The following is a 17800-nucleotide window of genomic DNA, read 5'->3' as shown; positions in this document are numbered from 1 at the left end:
GGATAAGGCATATGTATGAATAAGTATAGCCTTTTTGTTTGGGTAAGAATGACCAAATGAACGTTTTGGTCATTTAATAAAGGGGGAGAAATGATGAAATGGAATCAGTTACTTCGTAAAGAGTTTACTGAAATTATAAAAAGTAAAAAAATATTAATTCCAATTATCGCGGTTCTATTCGTACCGATTTTATATGCGGGTATGTTTTTGTGGGCCTTTTGGGATCCGTATAAACAGTTAGATGATTTACCAGTGGCGGTAGTTAATTTAGATAAAGGTGCAGTATTTGATGGGAAACCAATTGAGGTCGGAAAAGGACTCGTTGATAATTTAAAAGATAATACAAGTTTTAAATGGGAGTTTGTAAGTGAAAAAGAAGCGAAAAAAGGAATGGAAGGTAGAAAGTATTACATGTTAGTACGCATTCCAGATGACTTCTCAAGTAACGCTACAACGTTATTAAAAGATGATCCAAAGCCATTAAACTTAGAATATATTCCAAACGAAAGCTTAAACTTCTTATCTTCACAAATTGGCGGGACAGCAATTGAAAAAATTAAAGGTGAAGTATCAAGTACGTTAACGAAAACATATGCAGAGAAAATGTTTGATTCTATTCAAGACGTCTCAAAAGGATTAGCAGATGGAGCGGAAGGTGCAAGTAAACTGCACGATGGATCAAGTGAGCTGCATGATGGTTCAAGTAAAGTGACGGATGGCCTTCATACACTGCAAGGAAAATCTGGGGAGATGAAGGATGGAGTTGGGAAATTATTTGATGGATCTGGGAAAGTAACGTATGGCCTTTATACGTTGCAAGGAAAATCAGGGGAAATGACAGTTGGTATTAATAAGTTGTTTGATGGATCCGGTCAGATAACATCTGGTTTGTATACGTTGCAAGGGAAATCAGGGGAGATGGCAACAGGCATTGCTAAGTTATTAAATGGATCCAGTGAAGTGACAAATGGAGTAAATAAATTAACAGCTGGTTCAAGTCAATTAACAAATAATTTAAATACATTTGCAAATAAAACGGGTGAATTACAAAAAGGTGTGGATGATCTTTCAATTGGATCAGGTAAATTATATGGGGGATTAAACGATTTAACTGGCCGATTTATTACATTTAATAATGGTTTACAGGATGTTTCTCTCGGATCTAGTGATTTGAAAAAAGGTACTACTAACCTTTCAAATGGGATGAAAACGTTGGATAGCGCACAAGGTAACCTAGAGCAAGGAGCTCAAAATATTCAACAAGGTTTACAGAATTTAAATAATCAACTGGAAGGTTTTAAAACTGGATCATTGAATGTGAAGCCAAATGTAACAGGTTCATTGAAACAAGCAAATGACAAGATAAATGGAGCTGAAAATAATATAAAACAATTAGATTCAGCGGCGCAGTCGAATGTAGAGAATGCAAATAAAGCAATGCAAGATGTAGCGGCTTTACAAGAACAGATTAAGAGCTTACCAGAAGAATACCAAGAAAAATTAAAGCCTTTTATTACGAATGCTACAAATAGCACTGCTGCTGTTCAAAAGAATTCAGCAGGAGTAGCAGGTACGACAGGTCATTTAAAAACTGAAGTATCGAATTTAAAAGAGAATGTAAGTGAAACCGTTAATGGATTACAAACGGGATTACCGAATCCTCAAGTTTTAAAAGAATTAGCTGTGGGTGTTGAAAAGTTAACGAATGGACAGAACGGTTTTGTTACTAAATTCCAGGAATTCGGTAAAGGTTTAGATGAAGCGCAATCTGGAGCTGTAAAAATTGAAGAAGGTAGTCAGCTGTTAGATGGGGGAATAAGTAAATTAGCTGAAAATGGTCCAAAGCTTATAAACGGATTAAATGAATTAACAGCTGGTTCCAATAAAATAAATAGCGGATTAAATAAATTATCAACAGGGTCAGAACAGTTAACCTTGGGAGCGAATAAGTTAGCGGACGGTTCTAATAAAGTAACAAGTAGTTTAGGACAGCTAACAAATGGTTCGGGTCAAGTGACAACAGGTTTAGGCACATTATCAGGAGGAACAAACCAATTAGTCGATGGAGTAAATAAGTTAGCAGACGGTTCGGGCCAAGTGACAACAGGATTAGGTACATTATCAGGAGGAACAGGTCAACTAGTTGATGGAGTAAACAAGTTAGCAAATGGCTCCGGTCAAGTAACAACAGGCTTAGGTGCATTATCAACTGGCTCAACCCAGCTAATCGACGGAGTAAATAAACTAGCAGACGGATCAGGAAAAGTAACAGATGGTCTTGTAAAAGTAAACGATGGTTCAGGTGAACTTGCTGAGAAACTTGGCGAAGGGGCAGAGAAAACTGGTGAAGTAAAAGGAACGGATAAAACGTATGATATGTTTGCAAGCCCAGTAAAAGTGAAGACGGAGAAAATGGCGGAAGTCCCAAACTACGGAACTGGATTTACACCGTATTTCTTATCACTTGGTTTATTTGTTGGGGCATTACTACTATCTATCGTATACCCATTACGCGATACAGTCGGCGTTCCGAAATCAGGATTTAGTTGGTTTATTAGTAAGTTCGGCGTTTTACTATCAGTCGGTATTATTCAAGCGATAGTAGCAGATATCATATTACTATTCGGATTAGGTGTAGAAGTACAAAGTATTCCATACTTTATACTCTTTAGCATCGTTACAAGCTTAGCGTTTATCGCACTAATTCAATGTTTAGTAACAGCATTTGGTGATGCAGGCCGTTTCATTGCCATCATCACATTAATTATTCAGCTTACAACGAGTGCTGGAACATTCCCACTAGAATTGATTCCGAAGTTTTTACAACCATTTAATGCTTGGCTACCGATGACATATTCTGTATCAGGATTGAAAGCAGTCGTATCAAGCGGAGACTTTAACTTCATGTGGCAAAACATTGGAATACTCATGATCTTTATCGTTGTGTTATCACTTGGAACAATTGCTTCATTAACTTGGATGCACAAACGACAATTTAGAAATATTGCTGAAAATCAATCGGTTGAAGCGTAGAAAAAAGCACCTATTCGGTGCTTTTTTATTGTAATGCAGGGCATCTTTTCTGTAGTTCGGATATGAACCTTTCAGGATCTTTCGGTGAGATTTTTACACTTCCTAAAGTTCCTGACGTATAAAAAATTTCATAACAATCTTTTGAAGAGAGAATACGGTATCCAATTAAAATGTTATCTGTTTTCGAGATATTCGTTATATGGCCGTAGGGAATCTTACTTCGAAATGGGCCACCTTTCACGAATAAGTAATCCTCATAGAATGTATATGTAATAGAAAAGGAGCACCATAATAGGAAGCCAGAAGATAGAAAGAAAATAGATAGTAGAATGTATGCATTTGTTGTAGTAGCTTCATCATCAAATATGAGAGGAAGTATTGTTACAGCACCAGTGGTGAAAATAGCAAAACTGATGATAGATAAGAAGAATGTATCCATTTTAGAGTGAAATGTCATTTGCAACCCTCCTTCTCCTTAATTTTACCATATTTCATGTGTAGGGCTAAATAAAAGGACAGGAATTGCAACTATTTGAACAGAAGTATATTACATAGTAGCTGATATGATGAAAGGAAATCTTACTTATTATTTTATCTTATATCCACTAATCTTCTTTCTCGTTTTCACCCTTTCGCTTATCGTATTTCATAAAGAGGAATTTACAAGTATGAAAGATACACTAGGGATACTTTTATTTTACTATGTGCTAATCAGTGGATATTGCTTTATAGATGGTATAAGTGAAAGAATGAAGAAAAAATAGTAAGGACAAACAATAAAAAACGATGGAGGATAACAAATTGACCGAAAGTGAAATGAAATTCAGAGATACAACAATCCGTAACTTTTTCGATAAAGAGGACCGTCTAAAATCGATTCCAGGTCAAAAGAAGAAAAAGCTAGTATTGTTAGAGCATTTAGTTAGCAAGTTAGATGCGGAGAAACAGTATACGGAAAAAGAAATGAATGCATTCATAAAACAATATCATGATGATTTTTGTACGATTAGGAGAGAATTTATCGTCCATAGGTTTATGGATCGCGAGGATAATATGTATCATATAAATGGGAGAGAAGTGTGGGCGAAGTGGGAGGAGTTAAAATAATGAATTTCACGTTATCTATTCTTCTTTGTAGTTTTTAGAAAAAGGTACGAGGTGATTTAGTGATACGATTAGCAAAAGAGATTGATGCGGAAGCAATTATGAATATTAGAAAAGAAATTATATTATCGGAAACTACTACAAAGTTTTTCATAGTATCTCCAAAGAAATTACCAAATGATAGTAATGCAGAAAGAGAAAAAATACGGAAAAGTAATGAGAAAGGCAATCTTTATATAGTTTATGAAGTAGATAAAAAAGTGGTTGGCTTTTTAATTTTCAATCGATATGAATTAGAACGCTTACGACATGCAGGCACAATGGGAATGGGAATTAAAGAGGCGTACTGTAATCAAGGTATTGGTACGAAGCTAATTGAATTTCTTATTCGTTGGGCTAAAGAGCAGAAAGGTTTAGAGAAAATTTGCTTAGGCGTAGTTTCTGTTAATGATAGGGCGATTAAGGTGTACAAACGTATGGGATTTGTAGAAGAAGGCAGACAAAGAAAGCAAATAAAATATGAAGATGGATCATACGGGGATGACGTATTGATGGGGTTTTCTATTGACTAAAAAAGAGTCTTCCATTACTAGCAAGTAACATGCCTAGATACGGAACTTTATAAATAACGGTATAGTCAGTCAACATTTTAGTGAAGAGACTGCCAATATTGGCAGTCTCTTTTTAGTGGAATGTTTACACTTAGCAAACCTTAAGTTCCAGTCGATCTTTCTGATGTAAATGATGTGCAAAATGCATAGAAATAAGCTGGAACCATTCTGCTGCATTTAAGTAACCAAGCCCAGGATGTTCGAATTTACAATCACTTGGAATAGAAGAAAGTGTTGGTTCAATGTCTTTAACAACTGTAATTAATTCTAGAATACGTTTTTGTATTTCTTCTTTATTAGAGGGATTTTCAGGTGTATATCCAGGATGATTTGGTACTTTGATTTGTATATCCGGGAAAGCACCAAGTTTATATACTTTCTCACCCATATCCGTTTTCTTGTTAGTTGCTGATGGTGTTTCAGTTTTACATTTCGCGATTGCATCTAACTGCATATATGTAGAGGCAATTAAATGATTATACATTTGACCAAGAGACCATTCTTCGCTAGACGGCTTCGTCCTAAATTGTTTTATAGAGTACCTTTCTAATTCTTCTATGTAATACTCTGCTAATTCCTCAAATTTCTTCATACCACTAACTCCTTTTTATGAAAATGTATTTGTTAATACCTACTATAAAGGAGGGCTACTGACAACATTATGTCAGTAGTGAAATTAAAGTTTTAACATTTTTTTTGCTTCATCACGGATTTTCTCAGAAAGAATTTTTGGCTCAAGTACTTGTACTTGGCTTCCCCAGCTCAATACCCATTGAAACACTTCGTCTATGTTTCTTGATTTCAACAAGACATGAAAGCCATTGTCTTTATGTTCGTATGAATCTATAAAAAAGTAGCGGGATTCAATAATCTTATGTGCAATATGAGATGGAAACAATAAATGAATCATAACAGTGCGATTGCTTTCAGGTTTGTAGTTTTGTAAAGAAAAGTCTTTCGGTTTTGTAAAGAATTCTTGATCTTGCTGTAATTCCTCCATACGATCTAAACGAAAATTACGTATTTGTTTTCGAAGTAAGCAATGTGCAACGATGTACCAAATTCCCGAAATATTGATTAAACCGTAAGGATAAACGGTCCGCTGCATTTTTGTAGTTTCCCTCGGTTTACGATAAGAAAAGGAGATAGCTTGTTCTTTTTGAATAGATTCTTGCAACAGGATCAGTTGGTTTTCAAGTTTTTCTTGTTCAGGTTGCTGCTGCGAAAATATAGGAGAAAGAAAACGAAAAGTTCCTCGTAATTCCCGGGCTTTCTTTTGTTGATCAGCAGGGAGTACAACCTCAAGTTTCTCTTTTGCTGATTGCGCATGTACAGAAAAAGAAGAAGTGAAAGTTTTCTCGATATAATCACCGCCTAGTAAAAGAGTAACAGCCTCTTCAGGCGTAAGTTGAATGGGAGGCAAGAAATAGCCATCCATTAAGGAATAACCGTAGCCAGTCATTGAATAGATTGGAACACCCGACTCATTAAGTGCATCCATATCTCGATAAATAGTTCTTATACTTGTTTCAAATTTTTCGGCTAAGCTTTTTGCTGTAACGGTTTGTTTTCTTTGTAATTCAATTAATATAGCTAATAAACGATCTGTCCGATTCATGAAATATCACCTTCAATTTTTATAAATATGCCCACTGTAAACTTCTAAAACTAATATAAATTCCCCTCCCATTAACATACTTTTCCCTATGTATAATATTAATATAGTAAAATCATAACAACCCGTATTGCAGTTTCCAATAATATACTATATAATCAATTTAAGAAAACGTTTTCATGCAAAGGGGGAGAATTTCGTGTCGACTATAGAGGACGTGGCGAAATTAGCGGGGTTATCAAGGACAACGGTTTCTAGGGTGATCAATAATCATCCATATGTTTCAGATGAGAAGAAAAAAAGGGTTCAATTAGCAATGAAGCATTTAGGCTTTGTTCCTAATTCTGCGGCGAGAAGGCTTCGTAAACAAAAAACGGAAACAATTGCGGTGCTAGTTCCAAGGATTACAAATCCTTTCTTCAGTAGATTTATTGAAGCAATCGAGATTGCTGCTTCTGAACATAAATATAAACTGATTATTTGTCAAACAAGATATTTACCGGAAAAAGAGATGGAGTATTTACAATTATTATCTACGAAACAAGTAGATGGGATTATTCTATGTTCACTAGAAAATCCGTGGGAAGATGTAGAGCCATACTTACAGCACGGTCCAATCGTGTTATGTAATGAATATATTGAGGAAGCAAACGTTCCAACAGTGAAGTTTGATCATGCACAAGGAGCGTACATAGCTGCTAAGCATGTGTTAGAACAAGGATATCGCAATCTTATTTTTTGTCGTGGTAACGAAACCAAAGTTGTTAGCCAACAGCGAAAAATGGGCTTTTTACGTGCCATAACGGAGAAGAGCCGCCAAGTAGAAGCGATTGATTTTCTTGAAAACGCTTTCTCTTGGGAGGATGGAAAACGAATATTCCATGAAGTATTAAAAGACAAAAAAAATCCTACCGCGATTTTGGCAGGAGGCGATGAGGTAGCAGCTGGAATTATCTCAGAGGCGAAACGCCATGACTGGAGTATTCCAGATGATCTCGCTGTTATCGGTTTTGATAATCAAATTTTATCACAGATTACAGAGCCAGGCATTACGACAATTGAACAGCCAATCGATGAGATGGCCCGAAAAGTTGTCGACCTGATGATGGATAAAATCCATACGAAAAATTATCGAAAAAAAGAATTGTATGAGTTTGAACTGGAGCTCTTGGTGAAAGGTTCAACGATGAAGGATACGATGTTATTAGCCTAGTAGACTATGTCTGCTAGGTTTTTTTCTGTTTACAAACTACTATTCTTCGTGGACGCAGTCATCACATTTGTTATGGTATGCTTCGTGCTGCTCATCAATTTCTTTCCCGCAGTGCGCACAAGTTTTCGTCGGTAAATTTCTGAAGAACTCCATTGGTTGATCGATCATGTCAATCCCTCCATTTCCATTTCTTACTATTATTGTATTAGTACAAAAAACAAAAGTCAATAACTGTTTTATAACAAAATTGAAAATTAATGAAAAAGTTTAGGAAATGGATTATAGTTAACAATGTAGGATGTAAGCAAAACATGCATTCCTACTCGGTTTTAGAAAGGATGGATACATATGAAAATGACTGTTGTCGGCTTTTGGGGCGGCTTTCCAGAAGCGGGAGAAGCAACGTCGGGGTATTTGTTTGAACACGATGGTTTTCGTTTACTTGTAGACTGTGGTAGTGGTGTACTAGCACAGATTCAAAAATATATAACACCATCTGATATAGATGCAGTTGTATTGTCGCACTATCATCACGATCATGTTGCAGACATTGGGGTATTGCAATATGCGAGATTAATTACGAGCGCGACAAAGGGACAACTACCAGAACTACCAATATACGGTCATACGTTTGATGAGAATGGATTCAACTCTTTAACGCATGAACCACACACGAAAGGAATCGCGTACAATCCAGAAGAAACACTTCAAGTTGGACCGTTCTCGATTTCATTCTTAAAAACTGTTCATCCTGTTACATGCTTTGCGATGCGTATTATAGCAGGGAATGACGCTGTAGTATATAGCGCTGATTCAAGTTATATTCCTGAATTTATTCCATTCACGAAAGATGCTGATCTTTTCATTTGTGAGTGTAATATGTATGCACATCAAGAGGCTGCAAAAGCAGGGCATATGAATAGTACAGAAGTAGCAAGTATTGCGAAAGATGCAAATGTAAAAGAACTTTTATTAACGCACTTACCGCATACAGGCAACCCATCTGATTTAGTAACAGAAGCAAAACAAATTTTCAGTGGCCATATTACGCTAGCGCATAGTGGCTACGTATGGAACTCATGAGGTGATATGATGTTATTTATTGATAATAAAGGAATTACAGATCCTAGAATAAACTTAGCGATTGAAGAATACTGTGTGAAGAATTTAGATATTAACGAAACATATTTACTGTTCTATATTAATGAGCCTTCGATTATCATTGGTAAAAACCAAAACACAGTAGAAGAAATTAATGCGGATTACGTAAAAGAAAAAGGTATTCATGTCGTTCGTCGTCTATCAGGCGGAGGCGCAGTATATCACGATTTAGGAAACTTAAACTTCAGCTTTATTACGAAAGATGATGGAGATAGTTTCAGCAACTTCAAAAAATTCACTGAGCCTGTAACGAAAGCGCTTGGTAAATTAGGCGTAAATGCAGAACTAAGTGGTCGTAACGATATTTTAGCTGAAGGTAGAAAAATTTCAGGTAACGCACAGTTCTCAACGAAAGGTCGTATGTTCAGTCACGGTACGTTACTATTTGACTCTGAAATCGATCACGTTGTATCAGCACTTAAAGTGAAAATGGATAAAATTCAATCAAAAGGAATTAAATCAATCCGTAGCCGCGTTGCGAACATTACAGAGTTCTTAAGCGAAAAAATGACGACAGAAGAGTTTAGACAACTTCTTCTAGAAACAATTTTCGAAGGAGAAACAGAAATTCCAACGTATGAATTAACAGAAGAGGATTGGAAAGCAATCCATAAACTTTCTGAAGAGCGCTACCGTAATTGGGACTGGAACTACGGAAAATCTCCGAAGTTCAACTTACAACATTCACACCGCTTCCCAGTTGGACAAGTTGACGTTCGTCTTGAAGTGAAAAAAGGAACAGTAACAGAATGCAAAATTTATGGTGACTTCTTCGGTTCACTAGATGTTCATGACATTGAAGAGCGTCTAACAGGCGTACAATTTGATAAAGATGCATTCACAGCAGCTTTAGAAGGCGTGGATATCGCGCGCTACTTCGGTAACATCACAACAGAAGATTTCTTACATTTATTCTTCTAAAAATAAGGGAGGCTGTCATAACGGGCAGCCTCTTTTTTTGCGTTGATTGTCATGTTTTGTCGGTAAGTCGATATATTTTAAAAATCGCTGATATGTTTCGAGTTACGACCGATATATTTGGAAAATCGCTGATATATTTCGAGTTGCGGTCGATATATTCGAAAAATCGCCGATATAATTTCATTTACCATAAAATCATAGGGCATTTGCCCCTTATAACGGAATATATATATTAAAAAGGAGGCGGATCGAAATGAAAAGGGTAATGTACGTTGTATTATTGCTCAGCTTCCTCATCGTAATGACAGCCTGTAACGATGAAACGTCCTCAAGTCGCACACTTTTATCTATTGGAAAACCAGCGAAAGATAATGTTATATATTTTACGCATACAGATAGCAGACGAAAGATACAGGAAATACAAGACATGTTTCAAAATAAGAAGTGGAAAAGAAATGAAACATTCAGCACTGTTAATAAAACACCAGATGTTGTCTTTTCAATAGATGACAATACAGGGTTACCGACATTATATGTGACGGTGTATTTTCATGAAGATGGAGCGGACGCAATCAACTTGTTTGGAGAGCATACGACGTTAAATAAAGAGGAACTTACTAAAATTAGAGAAAAGATGAGTGCATATTATCCTAAAATGATTTTTGGTCTAGTTTCATAAATTACTTGCAAATAAAATTCCCTTATCCTTCCAAAGTAAACTAAGAGGAGGTGATCTGTGTATATGCAGTTAATAGAATATTACTTGCCACTTTAATTTTCTTTTAATATAATTAATTTAGAATTTTTAAATATTCTAAATTTTATAAAGGTGGGGTTTGTGTGAATCTCGTTCAATCTTTGGCTGAAACGGCGAAAAAGAAGGGGGATAAACCGGCTTATATATTTATGGATCAGTCGGTCTCATATGACCAATTAAACAAAATGGTCACAAGGTTTTCTAGCAATTTAGCAGAAATGGGCATTGGAAAAGGGGACAATGTCGCATTAGTTGTTGGGAATTCACCACATTTTTTGGTCGGTTTATACGGAACAATGAAAGCTGGAGCAACTGTTATTCCAGTTAATCCAATTTATACAGCAGACGAAATGCATTACATTTTACAAAATGGAGATGTAAAAACAATCATCATACTCGACGTCCTTCTACCTGTTATACAATCTCTTACAACAAGACTTCCTTCACTTGAAAACATCATCATATGCGAAACCTCATCAGATTTTAACCATACAGAAACCGAAAAAATGAAAACGTTTACTAGAATGATAGGGGCTGGAGATTTAACTTACGAAGGCCCAGAGCTAGATGAAGAAGATGTAGCGGTTATTCTATACACTTCGGGCACAACTGGAAAACCAAAAGGTGCTATGTTAACACATAAAAATTTATATAGTAATGCGAGCGATGTGGCTTCGTATTTACAATATACTGCTGATGACCGCGTCGTTGCGGCATTGCCGATGTTCCATGTATTTTGTTTAACAGTCGCAGTAAATGCACCGATTGTGAACGGGGCGACTATTTTAATGTTACCGAAATTTAGTCCGAAAGAAGTATTCCGTATTTGTCGCACGTATGAACCGACGATTTTTGCCGGTGTACCGACAATGTACAATTATTTATATTTATTCGAAGAAGCAAGCGCAGAAGATGTGAAGACACTTCGTCTTTGTATTTCAGGTGGTGCGTCAATGCCTGTTGCTCTTCTACAAAACTTTGAAAAACGTTTTGACGTAATTGTTTCAGAAGGATACGGTTTATCAGAAGCATCACCAGTTACTTGTTTTAACCCACTAGATCGTCCGCGTAAACCTGGATCAATCGGTACAAATATTTGGCATGTAGAAAATAAAATTGTGAACGAACTTGGGGAAGAAGTACCTGTTGGCGCAGTCGGTGAATTAATTGTTCGCGGACCTAACGTTATGAAAGGTTACTATAATGCACCAGAAGATACAGCTGCGACATTAAAGGACGGCTGGTTGTATACAGGAGACTTAGCGAAAATGGATGAAGAAGGTTACTTCTATATTGTTGATCGTAAAAAGGATATTGTTTTAGTTGGTGGTTATAACGTATATCCTCGTGAAGTGGAGGAAGTATTGTATACACACGAATCAGTAGCAGAAGTGGTCGTAATCGGTGTTCCTGATGAAAACTTAGGAGAAGCAGTGCGAGCTTACGTCGTTCTGAAACAAACGAACGTAACAGAAGAAGAGCTTATGCATTATTGCACATTACATTTAGCAAAATATAAAGTGCCAATGAGTATCGAATTTTTAACAGAATTGCCGAAGAATACGACAGGCAAGTTGCTGAGAAGAGCTTTGAGAGAAAAAGCGATGCAAGTTTAAAAATAGGGCAACCATCTTTATGAAGATGGTTGCCTTTCTATTTTTTAGCATTGGTTAAGCTATGGTGCCATATATTTAAACCGTAATATGACTAATAAGGAGGAGATATAAGTGGAACAAAAGGAATTACGTTTGCGGCGAGTGCAGTATCTTATTTGTGACATTATGGATGAAATGAATGCTGAAAGTGAGAAGAAAAACTTAGAGATTTTGCAGCAAGTCATTGATCACCTTTCAGGAGCGATAGGTGATTTAGTTGATCCATCAAGCTCGTATTCTATCGATTATTTAGAACGGAAAGTTCATACGGCGCATTATTTACTATTTAAAAATGAGCGGAAAGCGTACTTATGTAGGAAATAATAGTATTATTTTCATTTGACATTGATAATCATTATCAATATGATAGTTATGTTGGATACATTCATATAAAGGGAGATGTCATACTGATAATGATTAAGAAAAAATATATTAATGCATTCGTTATAGCGGCAACTTTAGCAGTTCCATTTAGTAGTATTATGGCACCAATTGCGAAAGCAGAAGCGGCAGTAGAAATAAAAGCAGCTAGCAAACTAGCAGATGGCACGTATGACGTTATTTTAAAGACTTATAAAGATCAAACGAATGAAACATCTGTTGCTTCTACATATTTAAAAAATGCAAAAGTAACGATTCAAGGTGATAAAAAAATCGTTACGTTAACAATTCAAGATAGTAGCTATTTCCAGTATCTTAGAGTAGAAGACCAAAAAAAATTAGGGACATTCCATGATGTAAAAGTAATTTCCGAAGATAAAGCAAATAACGGTAAGAAAGTTGTTCAATTTGAAATTGATGAGTTTTCGAAAAAATATAATATGCAAATGCATATATTAATTCCAGCAATTAAATATGATCATAAATATCAAGTACAGTTTGAAATTGATGCGAGTGCAATTGAACAGAAGCCTAAATTCTCAGATGTACCAGCTTGGGCACAAGAGTCAGTTCAATATTTAGTAGATAAAGAAGCAGTGCACGGTAAGCCAGATGGTACATTTGCACCGACTGAAAATATCGATCGTAGTTCAGCTGCAAAAATATTAGCAACTGTTTTACGGTTAGAAATTAATAAAGATGCAAAGCCATCATTCCCTGATGCACAAAACCATTGGGCAACTCCATACATTGCTGCTGTTGAAAAAGCAGGTATTGTAAAAGGTGATGAGAAGGGTAACTTTAATCCAAGCGGGTTAATTAACCGTGCATCAATGGCTTCTATGTTAGTAAATGCATATAAATTAGAAAGAAATGAAAATATAAAACTACCAAAAGAATTTGCTGACTTAAACAATCATTGGGGTGCGAAGTATGCCAATATTTTAATCCAAGAAAAGATTTCGGTGGGAACAGATAATGGCTGGGCTCCAGATAAAGCGGTAAGCCGTGCGGAAGCAGCACAATTTATTGCGAAGGCGGATAAGTTGAGGAAATAAATGAAATAGAATGAGAAATGAAGGCGCACAACGTTCACTTTTGTGAATGGATTGTGTGCTTTTTTTATGTTTCTATTATTAATAGGATTGTGTGGAAGATAGTATTAATCCGTTATATGAGACGGATGGTAGTGGAAATGTACCTCGTCAATATGTATACTCTACAGATGCGTATGTCTAGCAAGGCTTGTAATTGGTCAAAATGGAAAAATATATTATACAAAAAATCACTATGAAATTTTTGTTCAATTACCACATAAAAAAAGGATGATAAGATCATGCGAATTGATAATAAAATAAAATCGTTAACTCCTCCATTTATACATTTACTATTTATAAATGAATTTAATCGTTCCAAACATTTAAATATAGAAGAGAATAGCCAATTAATATCTATTGATGGTAGTAAATGTATGGATATGAGTGGGTTATTCAGCGAATTCTCAAAGAAAATGAATTTCCCAGATTATTTCGGTGGTAACTGGAATGCTTTTGATGAGTGTATGAACGATTTAAGTTGGTTAATATCTAAGCAATATGTAATTTTGATTAGTGAAACAGATAAATTGTTGGTGAATGACAATGAGAATTTTAAAGTGTTAATAAACATATTGTCTGATACGTGTATGGAGTGGGTAGAAGGTAGGGAATATGGGGAGTTAGTCACTTTTCCAACCCCTGTTCATGTGTTTTTTTGTTGTACAGATAACAAAGAGAAACATATAATTGAGAGGTTTGAGTCTACAGGCATAATTGAATTTGATATTATAAAATAAATTTGCAGTTATAAAAAGCATTGTGGTAGTACTCACAATGCTTTTTATAAATATCCCTCTAAATATTACAGCTTGATAATATTTAAAATGTAGCTAGTAATTGTTGAAACGTATTATAAGGCGAAAGGCGGAGTTTCTATGAGCGATGCGTCTTTATTTATAGAAAGGAAAAATCAACTTGTACAATTTTAAGCAGGATACAAAAGAACTATTGCAAAAAATATTAATGGAAAATGCGCCTGAACTAGTATGGGTTGTAGATTGTAAGGATTTTCGTATATTAGAAATTGAAACAATACATGAGTTGAGAGACATTTTAGCAGATGAGTTAATTGAAAAAGGCTTTGATGAACAAGATAATATTAATGATTTTGGTAGAATTTTAGAGGAATGGATTGATATATTTGGGGATTTGCTAGCTTAGAATTTTGTGCTTTATTGCGAAGTTCTTTTTCTTTGCTAAACAATGAGTATAATGTCGAGATAGTACTATGGAAAGAAAGCTGAATGTATTAGAGTGTTAAGTTTGTATGAAAAGAGTTGAAATTATGCACAATATTATTATAAAAAAATTGGAACCTGTATATAGAAAAGATACAAAAACTGTAAGAACTGGAACTAGGGTATTTGGAAATGTAGATAAAGTTAATTGGATGAACGTGGTGAATCCGCCACTTAGTAAAGAAGAGATTCAAGTATTTGAAGATGAGATGGAAACTGTATTTCCGGAGCCATATAAATATCTACTATCTCTTATGAACGGAAGCTTTTTGGCAAATTTAGTTCGTATAGCAGGGCAGCCGAAAATTGGTGGTCTTTCTAATGAGGAAGAATATTTTCAACCATTTGATTTGTATAACTTTCAACAACTATATGCTTCTAAAAAAATTCCTGATTCATATTTTGTCTTTGCAGATTCAATGGATTTGGGCACAATATATGCTATTAATGAAGAGAATAGAGTATTAGAATTACATTTAAGAAATAAGAAAGTTTTACGAGATATAGGAACTATGGAAGAATGGTTGGATTTGTTATTAGAAGAAGCGGTGCGTATAGACTATAAGTAAATGTAATGGTCGGGGAGTCGTTTATGAACTTAAAATATAGAAATGGTTTTTATTGTAAAGATCGCTGTGCTTAATATTTACGCTATAAGTGCATAACAAGTTATAATAGAAGAAATGAATGAGGAGGCTAGTTGTGAAGAATCTTCGTTATCTCAGTATATTTACTATATTAATTATATACACATTACTTATGCTTTACATAGGCTGGAACGGATGGGTTTGGCTTCATGCGGTATTTGGCTGGGAGTCTTGGGGGTATTACGCTTTCGTAGTCGGTTTTATTTCATATGCGTACATTCTCGTGCAAGTGTTTAAGTTTTTGCCATTCCTACGAACGATTGGTTCGATTTGGTTTGCGGTCATCCAATATGCGCTTATGTTGTTGCCACTTGCTAATATTACAGTCTTTCTTTTACAGTTTGGGGTGGAGAAAGAAGCGGCAATTATTTGGACAGGGACGACTGTGTTAGCTGCTTTTATCTTTATCTTTGCGTACGGAGTATTCAACGCATATAGCCCGGTAGTAAGAAAATACGAGGTGCACATACCCAAAAGAGTAGAGGGACGTAAAAGCTTACGCATTGCGATGGCTTCTGATATGCATTTTGGTAAATTATCTGGCGTTTCGCATTTGAAAAGGCTTGTTCGTCATGTAAATGAAATGGAGCCTGATATTATTTTACTGCCAGGAGATATTATAGATGATCATCCAGGTGTGTTCATTCAAAAAAATATGAGACATATTATGAAAGAAATGACAGCTCCACTAGGCGTATATGGTGTGTTAGGAAACCACGAATATTACGGACGAGCGGTTCCAGAATTTTTACAAGAGATGGATAAGATCGATATTCGTATTTTGTTAGATGAAGTGATCACCATTGAAGATGACTTCCATCTCGTTGGAAGAAGAGATAAAACAGAGCGAGATCGCCAAAGCTTTGAAAAACTTATGAGTACAGTGGATAAATCCATGCCAGTTATCGCAATGGATCACCAACCATTTGAATTGAAACAAGCAGCGGATGCTGGTGTAGATTTACTATTATCCGGTCACACGCACCGCGGACAAATGGCGCCGAATCATATTGTAACGAGAAGAATGTACGAACTAGACTGGGGATACGCACAAAAAGGTGCATTTCACGCGATTGTTTCTTCTGGTTTCGGATTCTGGGGGCCACCATTAAGACTTGGAAGTAGGTCGGAAATTGTACAGGTGGAGGTTACGTTTGAATAGGATTATAAAATAGAGAGCTGACGGCTCTCTATTTTTTTCAATAAAAACAAATAACAATAAGTATCTCTGTTGGTGCTAATTTCATAAAAGAGGTACGATTATAAGACGTGGCGGAAATAAAGGGGGATTATAAGTGATCATATCAGATGTACTATACGGAGAATTTGAAGTGGATCAAGTGTTAGAAGAATTAATCTTAAGTAAGTCTGTGCAAAGACTTAAAGGTATTCATCAAAATGGCGCAAGCTACTTAATAAATGAGAAATGGAATGTAACGCGCTTTGATCATTCAGTTGGCGTTATGTTATTAGTGAAAAAACTCGGTGGTTCAGTTGAAGAACAAATTGCAGGTTTACTGCATGACGTATCACATACTGCTTTTTCCCACGTGATTGATTACGTTTTTCATAATGAGGGTGAAAGTTATCATGAAGAGATATTTAGTTCTGTCGTGAAAAACTCAGAAATTCCAGCTATCCTTTCAAAGTATGGTTATAACTATGAAGATATTTTGTTAGATGATTCGAAATGGACGTTACTCGAAAGGTCAGCACCAGAATTATGCGCAGACAGAGTGGATTATACGTTACGAGATATGTATACATATGGGTATGTTTCTTTAGAAGAAGTTCACAGTTTTTTAGAGGATGTCATTGCTGTAGATGGGAAAATGGTTCTTCAAAGTGTCGAAATGGCAGAGTGGTTTACAGAAACGTATTACAAAGAAGTAATCGATTTCTTTATGAAACCAATGAATATTTATGGAAATGATATGTTAGCGAAAACGTTAAAGTTAGCTCTTTATAAGAGGGTTATTCATGCAGATGATTTTCTTCTTGAAGATGAAGAACTTATTTCAAAATTGAAGCAATGTAGTGATCCAGAAGTACATGCTTTATTAGGCAAAGTTCATCCGAATGTAAAAGTAAAAGAAGATAGAAACGATTATGATTTACAACAGAAAAATAAAGTACGTCTTATTGATCCGCCTTTACTTCATGCAGGTGAAGTTATTCACTCGTCTATTGTGTCAGAAAACATAAGGCAGATGAGTGATAGCGCTTATGAAAAAGCGGTGAGAGGGATGTATGTGAAAGTGATTTCAGATTAAAAAAGAAGAGCATCCCCAAATGATATGATCCCCTTATAGTAGACAGGAAAAAGAAAGCACATTAACCTGTTTACTATGGAGGGGATTTTTCTGT

At 35.6% G+C, this 17800-nt stretch carries 19 protein-coding genes and 2 pseudogenes; 16 read left to right on the top strand and 5 right to left on the bottom strand.

Going from position 1 to position 17800, the window contains the following annotated elements; translation table 11 throughout:
• Positions 1-93: 93 nt before the first annotated feature.
• A complete protein-coding gene (locus V7S50_RS25640) occupies positions 94-3033 on the top strand; it encodes a YhgE/Pip domain-containing protein (protein ID WP_242255565.1) in 2940 nt (979 codons plus the stop codon).
• 25 nt (positions 3034-3058) lie between these two features.
• Here the strand turns inward: V7S50_RS25640 and V7S50_RS25635 are convergent, their stop codons facing one another.
• Positions 3059-3490 carry a PH domain-containing protein gene (locus V7S50_RS25635; RefSeq protein ID WP_242255563.1) on the bottom strand — a complete coding sequence of 144 codons (432 nt, stop codon included), beginning with the start codon at positions 3488-3490 and terminating at the stop codon, positions 3059-3061.
• Between the two features lie 109 nt (positions 3491-3599).
• Between V7S50_RS25635 and V7S50_RS25630 the strand changes: the two are divergent.
• The 3 genes and pseudogenes from V7S50_RS25630 to V7S50_RS25620 all read left to right on the top strand — a co-directional run bounded on the left by V7S50_RS25630 (position 3600) and on the right by V7S50_RS25620 (position 4709).
• Positions 3600-3813 (top strand): annotated as a pseudogene (locus V7S50_RS25630) (hypothetical protein).
• Positions 3814-3834: 21 nt separating this feature from the next.
• The gene (locus tag V7S50_RS25625) at positions 3835-4140 is read left to right on the top strand and encodes a DUF2087 domain-containing protein (RefSeq protein WP_242255562.1); all 306 of its coding nucleotides are present in this window, start codon (positions 3835-3837) and stop codon (positions 4138-4140) included.
• Positions 4141-4199: 59 nt separating this feature from the next.
• Positions 4200-4709: a GNAT family N-acetyltransferase gene (locus V7S50_RS25620; protein WP_242255560.1), complete on the top strand. Its 510-nt coding sequence runs from the start codon at positions 4200-4202 to the stop codon at positions 4707-4709.
• Here V7S50_RS25620 and V7S50_RS25615 read toward each other — a convergent pair.
• The 3 genes and pseudogenes from V7S50_RS25615 to V7S50_RS25605 all read right to left on the bottom strand — a co-directional run.
• Positions 4702-4782, bottom strand: a pseudogene (locus tag V7S50_RS25615) (PH domain-containing protein); the annotation flags it as partial. The gene V7S50_RS25620 and the pseudogene V7S50_RS25615 overlap by 8 nt on opposite strands.
• Positions 4783-4839: 57 nt before the next feature.
• Positions 4840-5340, bottom strand: coding sequence for a DinB family protein (locus V7S50_RS25610; RefSeq protein WP_242255558.1), 501 nt, complete (start codon positions 5338-5340; stop codon positions 4840-4842).
• An 84-nt stretch (positions 5341-5424) separates the two neighbouring features.
• A complete protein-coding gene (locus V7S50_RS25605) occupies positions 5425-6366 on the bottom strand; it encodes a helix-turn-helix transcriptional regulator (protein ID WP_242255556.1) in 942 nt (313 codons plus the stop codon).
• A 196-nt stretch (positions 6367-6562) separates the two neighbouring features.
• Here V7S50_RS25605 and V7S50_RS25600 point away from each other — a divergent pair, with 196 nt between their 5' ends.
• On the top strand, positions 6563-7576 hold the full coding sequence (locus V7S50_RS25600) for a LacI family DNA-binding transcriptional regulator (protein ID WP_000103726.1): 1014 nt from the start codon (positions 6563-6565) through the stop codon (positions 7574-7576).
• A 39-nt stretch (positions 7577-7615) separates the two neighbouring features.
• On the opposite strand, the gene yhfH is transcribed toward V7S50_RS25600, so the two are convergent.
• A complete protein-coding gene (gene yhfH, locus V7S50_RS25595; protein ID WP_000567010.1) occupies positions 7616-7744 on the bottom strand; it encodes a protein YhfH in 129 nt (42 codons plus the stop codon).
• Positions 7745-7924: 180 nt separating this feature from the next.
• Here yhfH and V7S50_RS25590 point away from each other — a divergent pair, with 180 nt between their 5' ends.
• From V7S50_RS25590 to V7S50_RS25540, 11 genes are all read left to right on the top strand, one after another.
• The gene (locus tag V7S50_RS25590) at positions 7925-8659 is read left to right on the top strand and encodes an MBL fold metallo-hydrolase (RefSeq protein ID WP_242255554.1); all 735 of its coding nucleotides are present in this window, start codon (positions 7925-7927) and stop codon (positions 8657-8659) included.
• A 9-nt stretch (positions 8660-8668) separates the two neighbouring features.
• Positions 8669-9658 (top strand): lipoate--protein ligase, encoded by a 990-nt coding sequence (locus V7S50_RS25585; protein ID WP_060629876.1) that lies wholly within the window; start codon positions 8669-8671, stop codon positions 9656-9658.
• Between the two features lie 253 nt (positions 9659-9911).
• On the top strand, positions 9912-10337 hold the full coding sequence (locus V7S50_RS25580) for a hypothetical protein (RefSeq protein WP_242255552.1): 426 nt from the start codon (positions 9912-9914) through the stop codon (positions 10335-10337).
• A gap of 161 nt (positions 10338-10498) precedes the next feature.
• Positions 10499-12031 (top strand): fatty acid--CoA ligase family protein, encoded by a 1533-nt coding sequence (locus tag V7S50_RS25575; protein WP_242255550.1) that lies wholly within the window; start codon positions 10499-10501, stop codon positions 12029-12031.
• Positions 12032-12142: 111 nt separating this feature from the next.
• On the top strand, positions 12143-12394 hold the full coding sequence (locus tag V7S50_RS25570; protein WP_000435468.1) for a hypothetical protein: 252 nt from the start codon (positions 12143-12145) through the stop codon (positions 12392-12394).
• Between the two features lie 89 nt (positions 12395-12483).
• Positions 12484-13509: an S-layer homology domain-containing protein gene (locus V7S50_RS25565; RefSeq protein WP_242255547.1), complete on the top strand. Its 1026-nt coding sequence runs from the start codon at positions 12484-12486 to the stop codon at positions 13507-13509.
• A 278-nt stretch (positions 13510-13787) separates the two neighbouring features.
• The gene (locus V7S50_RS25560; protein WP_242255545.1) at positions 13788-14285 is read left to right on the top strand and encodes a barstar family protein; all 498 of its coding nucleotides are present in this window, start codon (positions 13788-13790) and stop codon (positions 14283-14285) included.
• A gap of 226 nt (positions 14286-14511) precedes the next feature.
• Positions 14512-14709, top strand: coding sequence for a hypothetical protein (locus tag V7S50_RS25555; protein WP_242255543.1), 198 nt, complete (start codon positions 14512-14514; stop codon positions 14707-14709).
• Between the two features lie 124 nt (positions 14710-14833).
• A complete protein-coding gene (locus V7S50_RS25550; protein ID WP_313897244.1) occupies positions 14834-15355 on the top strand; it encodes an SMI1/KNR4 family protein in 522 nt (173 codons plus the stop codon).
• Positions 15356-15488: 133 nt separating this feature from the next.
• Complete coding sequence (locus V7S50_RS25545; protein ID WP_242255541.1) at positions 15489-16595, top strand: metallophosphoesterase; 1107 nt, start codon at positions 15489-15491, stop codon at positions 16593-16595.
• Positions 16596-16728: 133 nt separating this feature from the next.
• A complete protein-coding gene (locus tag V7S50_RS25540; protein ID WP_242255540.1) occupies positions 16729-17706 on the top strand; it encodes an HD domain-containing protein in 978 nt (325 codons plus the stop codon).
• Positions 17707-17800 lie beyond the last annotated feature (94 nt).

The sequence above is a fragment of the Bacillus sp. CCNWLW194 genome, from assembly GCF_037120585.1.
Lineage (GTDB): Bacteria > Bacillota > Bacilli > Bacillales > Bacillaceae_G > Bacillus_A > Bacillus_A basilensis.
This window is presented reverse-complemented; position numbering and strand designations above follow the sequence as displayed.